At 38.0% G+C, this 13062-nt stretch carries 9 protein-coding genes; all 9 read right to left on the minus strand.

Translation table 11 applies throughout. The features are described 5' to 3' along the window. Positions 1-57: 57 nt before the first annotated feature. The gene (locus tag LW139_RS14455) at positions 58-1227 is read right to left on the minus strand and encodes an MFS transporter (protein ID WP_227335817.1); all 1170 of its coding nucleotides are present in this window, start codon (positions 1225-1227) and stop codon (positions 58-60) included. Between the two features lie 392 nt (positions 1228-1619). After that, the gene (locus tag LW139_RS14460; protein WP_247850118.1) at positions 1620-2477 is read right to left on the minus strand and encodes an alpha/beta hydrolase; all 858 of its coding nucleotides are present in this window, start codon (positions 2475-2477) and stop codon (positions 1620-1622) included. A gap of 115 nt (positions 2478-2592) precedes the next feature. After that, positions 2593-4629, minus strand: a complete 2037-nt coding sequence (locus LW139_RS14465; RefSeq protein ID WP_247850119.1) for an IreA family TonB-dependent siderophore receptor — start codon at positions 4627-4629, stop codon at positions 2593-2595. A gap of 255 nt (positions 4630-4884) precedes the next feature. Next, on the minus strand, positions 4885-6519 hold the full coding sequence (locus LW139_RS14470; protein ID WP_166540832.1) for a sodium/sugar symporter: 1635 nt from the start codon (positions 6517-6519) through the stop codon (positions 4885-4887). A gap of 326 nt (positions 6520-6845) precedes the next feature. Further along, positions 6846-7856 carry a substrate-binding domain-containing protein gene (locus tag LW139_RS14475; RefSeq protein ID WP_109407551.1) on the minus strand — a complete coding sequence of 337 codons (1011 nt, stop codon included), beginning with the start codon at positions 7854-7856 and terminating at the stop codon, positions 6846-6848. 181 nt (positions 7857-8037) lie between these two features. Continuing rightward, positions 8038-9108: a galactose-1-epimerase gene (galM, locus tag LW139_RS14480; protein ID WP_247850120.1), complete on the minus strand. Its 1071-nt coding sequence runs from the start codon at positions 9106-9108 to the stop codon at positions 8038-8040. Continuing rightward, a complete protein-coding gene (gene galK / locus LW139_RS14485) occupies positions 9108-10268 on the minus strand; it encodes a galactokinase (protein WP_166540834.1) in 1161 nt (386 codons plus the stop codon). Before galK ends, galM begins: the two co-directional genes overlap by 1 nt. Positions 10269-10399: 131 nt before the next feature. Continuing rightward, positions 10400-11455: a UDP-glucose--hexose-1-phosphate uridylyltransferase gene (locus LW139_RS14490; protein ID WP_166540835.1), complete on the minus strand. Its 1056-nt coding sequence runs from the start codon at positions 11453-11455 to the stop codon at positions 10400-10402. 45 nt (positions 11456-11500) lie between these two features. Then, entirely contained in the window at positions 11501-12517 is a 1017-nt protein-coding gene (gene galE / locus LW139_RS14495) for a UDP-glucose 4-epimerase GalE (protein WP_166540836.1), read from the minus strand. Between the last annotated feature and the right edge of the window lie 545 nt (positions 12518-13062).

Genomic DNA, 13062 nt, shown 5'->3' on the forward strand with positions numbered 1-13062 from the left:
CAGTAAGCTCGGCTGATAATAAAATGAAAGAGAAAAAGATCAAAGTAAGAGAAATTGTTAGTTCAACACAATATGGCTTTTGCGCCGTAAGCTGGCAAAAAGCATATAAATCGCTGTCACTAATAACACCACAAAGAAGAAGTTCATAATGCCATTATTAGCAGCTTGAGCCATAAACATTCCTGCACCTAAAGGTCCAATGGCAGAACCAATGCTATAACTTAATAACATGATTTGTGTGATTGCAACAATATAGCTTGCATTAACATGATCACACGCCAAAGTGATAGCGATAGGATAAAGTGCAAAAGAAGACATTCCCAATAACGCCAGTGCTATTATAAGCACCATATAATCGTTAGAAAGATAAGTCAGCCCCATAGCAAACACGCCCACTAAACACATCATCGCTAATAACAACGTTTTGCTGATAGCCACAGACAACTTACTAATAACAGGCTGAATTACCATTCCACCTAAAATAATTGCTGCCATCAACACACCTATTTGGTCTGTTGTAAATTGCCCTTGGTTTAATGCTAAGGGCATCATGCCATAAATGCTGCCCATCACCACACCAGAGACCATACAGCCCACTAAAGCGGCTTTATTTAAACGGCGCATTTGTTTAAGTGATAAACTTTTATGGTCATGCCCTTGGGGTTGCCCTTGTTTAAAAAACAGAGGCGGCAATACTGCAATTAATAACAAGGCTAATACCGTCATAAACGGAATTGCACCTTGTGTGCCAATTGCACCAATCGCTAACTGTCCTAATGTTGTGCCACCATACAGCGAGGTCATATAAAAACCTAAGCGTTTAGCCCGCTCTTTAGGATTATCGCCAATTAATAACCATGACTCGACCACAACAAAAATACCAGCAACCGCCATACCACCAATAAAACGAAAAACCATCCATGCTGATAAATAAGGCATTAAAGGTAATATACCGACAGTCACTGCCAGTAATAATAAAAATACGACGAAAGAAAGACGATGCCCTATTCTTGCAATAATAGGTTCTATCATCACTGAACCTATTAATAATCCGATAAAATAAATACTTGCTAACCAGCTAGCATAGAGTGTATCCATTCCAAAACTGTCCATAGACAGTGGAATTAAACTCATTAAATAGCCTGACGCGATAGCAAATACCGTTAACCCAGCTACAGGTACTAGTGTACTGTCGCCTTGATGTACCAAAGTAGTGTTCTGTTTCACTACCCTCGTCTCCACAATCAAAACGGTTGATAATGCGCTGTTTTCTCGATGCCTGATAGAGGCAATTCTTTTATCTAGGAGAGATAAAAGAAACTAAGGTGAAAACAGTGGATGGCGTCCCTAAATTCAGGAGACGCGAATATAGCGCTTAAACTGCCATAAATAAAATTATAAAATCTAATGCCAACAAACAATTTTATTTATATCAATCACGATTATCGTCTTTTCCTACAAAAAAGAAATAGCTTGGTTAAGATATTTATTTTAATAAAAAGATAAGTCTTTCTTATTAAAATTATTACGGATAAATACGTATTAAATAAAATAAGAAATTGTTATAGCTACCCTATTGTTATCGAATAGGATAGCTAAACTTAAAGAAGTTATGGTGTTTATTTCATGCTTTTTTCTAAAGCAATATTGATGGCATCAGGAATTGAACCACCATGGCCTTTACCTTCAAATAGATAAAATTCACACTGTTTTCCTTCATCCAATAAATATTGGCATAACTGGCGTTGCGTTAACCAACTACTGCGCTCTTGATAATTTTTTTGTTGTTCTTCACTTAATTTACTTAAATCTGGTTTTTCTTCTCTTTCACCTAGCGTTATTGCAATGGAAATGTCATTAGGAATAGCCTGCCATTGCTCTTTTTTTACCCACTCACCGTTTCCCCACCATAAAGAAGGGCTTGCTGCTATATAACGTTGAAATGTATCTGGATGATTAAATAAAACGTACAACGTAAATACACCACCAAAAGAGTGACCAAAAAGAGATTGCTGGGTAACTGAAATATTCTCTTTCGCAAGCTGTTCAAACACATAAGGCCTGACTTGCGTTAGGATAAAATGATAAAAACTCTCTGCATTTCCACCACCGCCAAATGCCTCACCTTTTACACTTGGCGTATAATCATGCGTTCTTTCTGTAATAAAATAGGCCTTATCTCCCACATAGCCCACACTAATAATCGCAGGTAATGGGCTATTTTTTTGTTTTATGGCTTCATTGACCATCAATGGAAATTGCGCATTACCATCAACACCATAAATTAATGTGGTCTTTGTTGTATTTTTAGGTACAGCAAGAAAAAGGCGATATTGTTTGCCTTCATAAGCGACTTCTTTTTGTGTGATTTGATAATAAGATTGTGCTTGATCTTCAATCTTAGGCACTTCTTGGTTTGGTCTGGCTTGAGCAACCGCAGATAACATAATCATTCCACATAACATTAGTATTCGCATAAATCAGACACTCTGTCAGTAATATAAAAAGGTGAACAGTTAAACTGAAAATAATAGAAAGTGATAAAAAAATAAACCCCATATAAATACGGGGTTTATTTCAATTTAGACTCAATTAGAAACTATATTTAATGTTCGCCCAATAACGACGTCCTTCATCAACTACCCAGTTACCGCCTTTATCATTCACAGCAGGGCCTGTTTCATCTGTAATATTTAATACCGCAAAGTTAAACATGGTATTTTTATTAAAGTTGTAGGTCATCCCTAAATCAAAGGTTGTGTAGCCACTACGATAACGCGCACCTGTGTAACCATTACGTTGAGCTGCCCAAATTTGTTTGCCCGTATAAGCCGTATTGGCATAAAAACTGGTCGCTTCATCAAACTGCCAATCAACACGCGCGTTGGCACTGTGTTTAGGTGTTAAATCTAATGGATAGCCTTTTAGTGATTCACCAGAGCCTAGTTTTTCATCATCACTTTTACGTTCTGAATCAATATAGGTGTAGTTAGCATTGACATGCCAGCTTTCTGTAATTGGGAAACCAACCGCAGTTTCAATCCCTTTAATATTGGCTTTACCCACATTATCGTATTGGTACAGTTTTAAACCTGTAATTGGATCTATTTCACCTGAGTCATAGTTCGTTAACTTATCTTTAAAATCAGTATTAAAGAAAGTCACACTCGCAGTCACACCATCCCCATTATCATAACCAATACCAATTTCTTGGCTGACTGATGTTTCAGGTTTTAAATCACGATTACCGTACATAATTGCACGGCCTTTTTCTGTTGAAGTGCCATATTCAGGGCTAATTTCACGCAGGCTTGGCGCTTTAAAAGCTTTCGCCACGCCCCCTTTTAAGGTGAATTCATCCGTTAAATGATAAACGGCATAGGCTCTTGGGCTCCAATGATTACCGTAATACTCGTGATCATCAAGGCGCACACCGCCGGTTAACGCGAGATTGTCTGTTACGCTATATTCATCTTCAAGGAATAACGCTTTTTGATCCGCTGTAATAGTGGATTGTTTAATGCCTGAGCCAGTAGATGATTCATCTTTTAAGCGCGAGTATTGATATTGACCACCAAAGGTCATCACGTTATCAGGTAAAAATGCAGTAAATTTCGCATCAAAAACGGTGTTAGTGATTTCAGGACGACGATCTTCGTAATACTCTTCACGCTCCTTCGTCGTTTTATCAATCATTTCTGTTTTGGTAATACGCTTAGTTTGTTCTTGATACACACTTAATTCTGAATGCAGAATATCAAACTGATTTTTATAAGTTAATGCCCAGTGATTACGGTCATTATTGGTTTCTAACATTTTATTTTCATCCGCTTTGCCGCCACGGATAGTAAATTCACTCATGGATTTACCTGGAGTCGTTGTACGCTGTAACGTATTGCGGCCTGCTTCTAATAAAATGGTTTGATTATCAGTTGGTGTAAATGCCAATTTCGCTGTAATGTTTTTATTGTCATTACGACCTTGGCCATAAGTAATTTTATCTTCTGCACGTAAGTAGCTACTGCCATAAAGCTGTAAGCCTAGTTTATCTTCAATTAAAGGCCCTGAAAGATAAAAATCACCATTAATAGAATCGCCAGCATCACGGTTATGTTGCAACGTACCGCCAAGTGCAACAGAGCCATGCCACTCTTTTGTTACTGGTTTGGTGATGATATTGATAACACCACCCATTGCATCAGAGCCATATAGTGATGACATTGGTCCGCGGATAACTTCTATGCGTTCGATCGCATCTGCGGGTGGAATAAAACCACCTTCATAACCACCACTCCCATTTGGGCGCGACTCGCGGCTATTTTGACGGCGGCCATCAACTAAAATAAGCGTGTATTCACCTGGCAAACCACGCATCGTGATTTCTTGTTTATTGGCATTACCGTTAATGCTAACACCTTCAACCCCTTTTACAGCATCAGCTAAATCATGAACCGGTTTCTTTGCAAGTTGTTCTTTGCTAATCACGGTGATACTTGCTGGTGCATCTGTAATTTGTTGAGCAAACCCTGATGCTGATACAACAAGTTTTTCTTCTTTATTTTCTTGTGCATACAGCGGGTAAGAGGCAGATAAAATACAGGCTGTTAAAACACCCATTTTAAAGTTCATAGTGGTTCCCTGAAATTATAACAGTTATAGTAATGAGAATGATTAATATTATCTTAATCAAATATTCATGAGAATGATTTTCTTTTCATATTTAGTGTTTTTTTTTAATCTGTATCAAAGTAAATCAGCACCATTTTCGCTAGGCCATTTTGTAAACAATTTCAGATGTAAAAAAGCAGAAGGTATTAACCCTCTGCTTTCTTCTTTTGTAGGATATTTTTAGATTTAACGGATCAACAAATCATCACGCTGTTATTACCAGAACACAGCATAAAGTACACATAATATAACCATGATGGCATAGGAAGCGATGTTGAATCCGCTTTGTGTTTTAAAGGTCTTATCTGTTAATGCAATCGCCCCTACGCTGTCATCTGTTTTCGTTGAGGTTAAGCTCACTAAACCAATCACGACAGTTGTAAACATAAAGGTGTACATCATTTGATCGAGGAATGGCATACCTAAAGGCATTAATTTTAGGAATAGAGCAAATGGTATAGATAAAACCACACCAATAATTGCACCTTTTGCGTTTGTTTTTTTCCAGAATAAGCCTAATAGGAATACAGCTAAAATACCTGGGCTTACTAAGCCAGTATATTCTTGAATATATTGGAATGCCTGATCGATACCACCCAATAATGGTGCGATAAAACAAGCAATAATCAGAGCAACAACCGCACTAATACGCCCCACATTCACTAAGCGTGTTTCAGAAGCTTTAGGTCCAACATATTCTTTATAAATATCCATCGTGAAAATAGTCGCGATAGAGTTAAGCATGGATGCTAAAGACGAAACAATAGCCGCCGCAAGTGCTGCAAAAACAACGCCTTTTGCACCTACAGGCAAGAACTGTGTTAACCAAGGATAGGCTTTGTCAGCTTGTGCTAGCGTTGGAATATGCTGTGGAGCCATTGTGCCTAACCCTGCCATTAAGTCTGGATTAGTAGTAATAACAAATGCAGCAATCCCCGGAACAACGACAAGAACAGGAACAATTAATTTTAAGAATGCAGCAAACACTAGTCCTTTTTGTGCTTCATTTATAGATTTAGCAGCCAAAGCACGCTGAATAATGTATTGGTTAAAACCCCAATAATAAAGGTTAGCAACCCATAAACCACCAATTAGCACAGCAATACCCGGTAAGTTCATAAACTGCGGATTATCTTTTTCTAAGATCATTTTAAAGTGATCGGGCGCGGCTTGTGTCATTTTGCTTAAGCCTTCCATGATCCCGCCATCACCACCGATATAGCTGACAGCTAATACCGTAGTAAATAAACCACCGAGAATAAGGAAGAATACTTGCACCACGTCTGTCCACGCAACGGCAGAAAGGCCACCATAAAGTGAATAAACAACGGCAAATAATGCCAAACCAATAATGGCATACATCATTGGTACACCTAAAATGGTTTCTAGTGCCAATGAGCCTAAATAAAGTACAGATGTTAAGTTAACAAAGATAAATAATGCGAGCCAGAATACTGCGAGGATCGTTTTTAGGTTACGGTTTTTAAATCGATTCTCAACAAATTCAGGAATGGTATAAATACCTTTTTCGATAAATACAGGTAAAAAATACTTCGCCACAATAATCAGTGTCAGTGCAGCCATCCATTCATAAGAAGCGATAGCAAGACCAATGGAGAAACCAGAACCTGACATACCAATAAATTGTTCTGCTGAAATATTAGCGGCAATAAGCGAAGAACCAATTGCCCACCAAGGAAGGGTTTTACCTGCTAAGAAATAGTCCTTTGTTCCTTTTTTCTCACCATCCTTTGAACGAGAAACCCACAATCCTAGACTAATAATGATGACAACATAGAGGGCAAAAATTGCATAGTCTATTGTGCTTAATCCAACACCTTCTGTATGCATAATATTTTCCTTTCAGACCCATAGAGAGAATAGATTTTTAATGTAAACGTTTTCACAATCTTTTTCCGTTACTCCCTTCACAATTTTGTCGCTTATGTTACGTAAATGCATCTAAAAATAAAAAACAAACGATTACTATGACGAGAAAAGCCAAATTATCACTAAAAATCCTCTCTTAATATTTATCCAAGAAGAAAGTATCTTAAAATGAAATTTAAAAAAACATTAAAATGATAACGATTACACAGATTAAGTAAGAATGGCTTTTAAGGTGATGATGATCCTCATTAAGAGGATCGACAATATTATAAAAATAAGTGATGTGGTTAAGAGAGATGGCTAAGATTAAAAACAGAATTACGTTGAACTAAAGTAGGTGAAAAAATACGTTGTTTTTGTTCGAGGACTTCACCTTTAGATAGTCTAATAGCCAACGTAGCAGCCTGTTCGGCCATCATTTGTACCGGATAACGCACGGTTGTTAAGCGAGGATGGATATAACGAGCAATTAATACATCATCAAAACCAATAACAGAGATTTTTTCAGGTACAGGGATCTCATTTTCATCGAGAACAGACAAAGCACCAGCAGCCATAAAATCGTTGTAAGTCACTACGGCTGTAAAATCGATTGATTTCGTTAACAGGTGCATCATTGCTTTTTCACCGCCTTCACCTTCAGGCTCACCATACTCAATATAACTTTCGGGCAATATGATGTTATTGGCTTCAAGAGCAGCCTTATAACCCGCAAGGCGTTGAGTAGTATCCTCAATATGATGCGTGGAAGAGATATAAGCAATCTTGGTGTGCCCTTGGCGAATAAGATGTTCTGTTGCCATCCATGCCCCTTTGTAATTATCTAAAGCGACACAGCGTTCCGCAATTTCAGGAATAAAGCGGTTAATCAGTACCATACTTTTGACTTCATGAGCATAAGCTAGTAATTCTTCATCAGAGAGTGCTTTTGAGTGGATCACTAAACCATCACAGCGACTATTAATTAGCAACTCTATAGATTGACGTTCGTCTTGTGCATCATGATAGCCATTACACACCAAAATATGTTTTCCCGCTTGTCTTGCCACATTATCAACCGCTTTCACCAATGTGCCAAAAAAGGGATCAGAAACATCATGGACTAAGACACCTAAAGTTTGTGTACTTTGACTGACCAACGCTCTAGCCGCTGCATTAGGTCGATAACCTAGTTTTTGCATTGCCGCATTAACTGTTTCTACTGATGTCTTACTTGCTTTCGGCGAGTTATTAATGACTCTTGACACCGTAGCAACAGAAACTCCCGCTTCTTTTGCTACATCTTTGATAGTCGCCATATCCACCTCATGGATCACCTTTCTTCATTATCAAAAAATAACGGGTTGTTAATCTAAGACTAAAGAAAAAAGGAAATAATAAAATTTAAGTGGCTTGATTATCAGCGAAGAAGTGAAATTTAAAAAGTAAAAAGATCAAATAAATAGTGAAAAGGAAAGCGTTTACACTTTCCTTTTATTGTTAAGAGTAAAACTTATAGATAGTTTGGCTATTCCATGGCGTATTCGCAGGTAAAACACCTTGATTTTCATGCCATTCAGGATGATTCGGCCCATCAGGAAAGTATTGTGTCTCTAAAGCTAATCCAGAATAATTACCATAACGGCGACTTTTTCCTTTTATTCCAGCTAAAAAGTTACCTGTATAGAATTGAACAGAAGGCAGAGTAGTAAAAACATCCATTTTAAGCTCGCCCTCAGGTGCAATGACTGTTGCAATAGGTGCTTTATCGTCGATAGCCTGTTTATCTAAAATAAATGCATGATCATAACCACTCGCTGCTTTTTGACACTCATCAACCATAAAATCAAGACCGATGCGTTTTAATTTACCAAAATCAAATCCTGTTCCTACAACGCTCACAAACTCTCCAGTAGGAATATTGCCTTCACCATTTTTCAAATAATGAGAAGCGCAGATTTTTAAATCGTGCTCAAGCGCTGTGCGTTCAGTGTGTTCACCTGCAAGGTTAAAATAGGCATGGTTAGTTAAACTAAGTGGCGTGGTTTTATCACTTATTGCCTGATAATCGATACAAACTTCATTATTATCAGTGAGTGTATAAGTCACACTAGCTTTGAGTGTACCGGGAAAACCTTGGTCACCATCATTTGAAATCAATGAAAAGGTCACTGATTGAGATGATTGTGCCGTGATCCCCCAACGACGATGACTGAAGTTTTGTTTACCACCATGTAATGTGTTTTTACCTTCATTAGCACTGATTTGATATTCTTGCCCTTCTAATACGAATTTTGCACCAGCAATACGATTGGCAAAACGCCCTACTGTGGCCCCCAAATAAGCTGTTTGCTGTTTATGGGTATTCATATCTGCAGAGCCTAACAAAACATCTCGACGGTATCCATTAACAGGTACAATACAAGTTAACCAAGTCGCACCAATATCCATTAAAGAAATCGACATACCAAAACGATTTTTAAGCACGACCACTTGTGCAGGATTTCCGTCTGATGCAGGTTGTGCAGTCATTTGTTCTGGCTCTAGAAATCGCATTTCATTAGTCGCCATTATTTTGCCTCCGAATAGCCCGCCCCTTGGCTTGCAGAGCAGACATAAATAGTTTCTTTCAACCCTGTTAAGGCTTCATATTGCGCTTTAACAGAGTCAACGACCTTATCCACTAAATCTGGTGTCACTAATGCTACGACACAACCGCCAAATCCACCACCAGTCATTCTCACACCACCACGATCACCGATCACCGATTTCACGATTTCAACCAATGAGTCAACCTCTTTGACTGTGATTTCAAAATCATCACGCATTGAGTGATGTGATTGCATCATTAATTGACTCAATGTGGTTAAATCACCACGACGTAAAGCTTCTGCAGCATCTAATGTACGACTATTTTCAGTAATAACATGGCGTGCCCGACGATAAACCACATCACTCATTACTGCTTTTTTAGCGAGTAGATCCTCTAATGTGGCATCTCTTAATGCAGTCACATTTAAAATATGAGCAACCTCTTCACACTGTTGGCGACGGGTATTGTATTCGCTATCAACTAAGCCACGCTTTTTATTGGTATTGATAATCATCACAACCATATTTTCGGGCATCGTTACGGCTGACGTTTCTAGTGAACGACAATCGATTAATAGTGCATGATTTTCTTCACCACAAGCCGAAATAAGCTGATCCATAATGCCACAGTTACAGCCAACAAATTGGTTTTCTGCTTTTTGGCCATTTAATGCAATCTCTTTTTGGCTAATAGGTAATTGATAAAGTGTTTTAAGCGTTTGACCAATAGCCACTTCTAACGCAGCGGAGGAGCTTAATCCCGCGCCTTGAGGGACATTTCCTGATATTGCGATATCCATACCATGAAAAGAATAATTGTCTTTTTGTAGAAAATGAATAACACCCCGAACATAATTCGCCCACATTTTATTAGGTAAAAATTCAATGGTGTTATCGAGGCTAAATTCATCAACCTCATTTTGGTAATCAACTGCAATCACTCGAATAATGTTATCTTCTCGTTTTGCTGCGGCGACGACCATTTGATAATTAATAGCACAAGGTAAAACAAAACCATCATTATAATCAGTGTGTTCACCAATAAGATTTACTCTTCCTGGCGCTTGAATAAAATGTGTAGGCGCATAACCAAAAATAGATGTAAATGAACGAGTCACATTATTAATAAGTGCCTGCATAATAAATCCTTAGCTTAAAATTAAGTAATAAAATCCCACCACATCATTATGTAAATAATGAGATGTTTGGTTTAATTTATTTGGTGCGCAAAAAGCAGATTAACTAAAATACCTTGCCATATTGCAGGTTATTAACGTTGCTCTTTATAATGAATGTCACTTAATTGACGTAAATTATTTGCCGCTTGTTCTGGTGTTAGGTCTCTTTGCGATTCCGCCAGCATTTCATATCCCACCATATATTTACGCACAGTGGCTGAACGTAATAATGGCGGGTAATAAAGTGCATGTAATTGCCAATGATCGGTATTTCTGCTGTCTTTAAAAGATGGCGCAAAATGCCACCCCATTGAATAAGGGAAAGAGCAATGAAATAAATTGTCATAACGGCTGGTTAGTTTTTTCATTGCAATAGCCAGATCATCGCGTTGAGCGCTATTTAACTCATTCATTCGACGAATATGCGTTTTAGGTAATAACATTGTTTCATAAGGCCAAGCTGCCCAATAAGGCACTATTGCCAGCCAATGCTCAGTTTCAACAACGGTTCGGCTTGCGTCTTTACATTCAGCATCAACATAATCAATTAATAAATTACGCCCGTATTTTTCAAAATACGTTTTCAAATGTGTATTTTTTTTCGCTAGTTCATTAGGTAAGAAATCACTCGCCCAAATTTGCCCATGAGGATGCGGTTGGGAACATCCCATTGTTTCACCTTTATTCTCGAACACTTGAACCCAAAGGTATTCTTTACTGAGCTCTTCTATTTGGTTATCCCAAGTATCGACAATTTTACGTAAGCTACTTAAAGGCAATTCAGGTATTGTTTTTCCATGATCAGGCGAAAAACAGATAACGCGACTAATTCCTCTTACTGCTTGTGTTTGAAATAAAGGATTTGATGAAGGATCAACATCATATTCATCTTGTAATAACGCGGAGTGATCGTTATTAAAGACATACGTTCCGGTATAATCTGGATTTTGATCACCAGAAACACGTATATTATTTGGGCACAAATAACAATGCGGATCATAAGAGGGAAGGGTCGCAATCTGAGGTTTTTCATCTTTACCATTCCAAGGTCGTTTCGCTCTATGAGGTGAAACCAAAATCCACTGATCAGTGAGTGGATTATAGCGACGATGAGGATGTTCAACAGGATCAAAAATCAGTTTTGACATAACCTTCTCTCTTATTTATTCAAGATTATCTGAATACTGTAAATCTTATTTCAGATAACCATTTGGGTTTTGTGACTGCCAACGCCAAGCATCAGCAGCCATATCATCAATTGAACGAATGGCTTTCCAATGCAAATCTCTCTCTGCTTTTGCGGGGCTTGACCAACATTCAGCGATATCACCAGGGCGGCGAGCTTGTAGTTGATAAGGGATCGGTTTACCACTGGCTTTACGAAATGCTTCAATCATTTCTATCACGCTCGTGCCGTTGCCCGTTCCTAAATTATAAATATGAAGACCCGCTTTTTTACCTAATGCATTTAACGCAGCGATATGGCCATCCGCCAGATCCATAACATGAATGTAATCACGAACGCCTGTGCCGTCTTTTGTTGGGTAGTCATTACCAAACACAGCAACGTGTTCACGACGACCAATAGCGACTTGAGAAATATATGGCGTTAAATTGTTTGGAATACCTTTAGGATCTTCTCCCATCGTGCCTGATGGATGGGCACCAACAGGATTAAAGTAGCGCAGTAAACTGATAGACCAGCTCTCATCAGCAACATATAAATCAGATAAAATACGCTCAACCATATATTTACTGGTGCCATATGGATTGGTTGTACCACCAACAGGTGAATCTTCATTAATAGGTACAGATTGAGGATCTCCATAAACCGTTGCTGATGAGCTAAAAATAATACTTTTAACACCAGCATCTCGCATACAGCGCACTAACACCAATGTGCCATTAACATTGTTGTCATAATATTCAATCGGCTTTTGAACAGATTCACCTACTGCTTTCAATCCCGCAAAATGAATAACAGATTGAATTGTATGTTTAGCAAAAATTGATGCTAATAATTGATCATTACGAATATCACCATTGTAGAACAGTGGGCGTTTACCGGTTAATGCTTCAACGCGGTTAAGCACTTCTTCATTCGCATTGCTAAGGTTATCTAAAATAATTGGGGTCATACCAGCTTCAATCATTTGAACGCAAGTATGACTACCAATATATCCCATGCCACCTGTCACTAATATTTCCACATTCACCTCTTTTGATTCAATTCAACGGAAAAGAGCAAGACGGTTTCTGTTCACTGACACAGAGTTTAACAAGATCAACAAAATAATTTCGTGATCAAACCGACATTTAATGTAAACGTTTACACTCTTTTCGCACACGCTTATATTTTATAAAAACCTTAATTTAGAATTGTATTACAGTAAGTTAATAAAGCATGTAATACATCCCACCTCTTTATCACTAAAAACAATACCTAGTAAAAGTAAACGATTACATCCAAATTAATCTGTTAATTACATGATAAAACTGACATTCAATACGTTTTATCATACCTTATTAAGCTCCCCGCTAATATGTTTAAGCGGAGTAAGAACACTCCCCCTCTAGATAATTCGGGGAAAAACGAGTCAACGACTACATACAATAATCACCATTAATAAGCACATTGAATATATACTCTAAATAATTCAAGTCACAGCTAGGCGACAAGTAAATGAGTTGCTAGGAGCATGTATTAGTATGTGACTAGTACGAATAAACGCATGTAGTTTGAAGTATGACGAGT

It is taken from the genome of Proteus vulgaris, from assembly GCF_023100685.1.
Lineage (GTDB): Bacteria > Pseudomonadota > Gammaproteobacteria > Enterobacterales > Enterobacteriaceae > Proteus.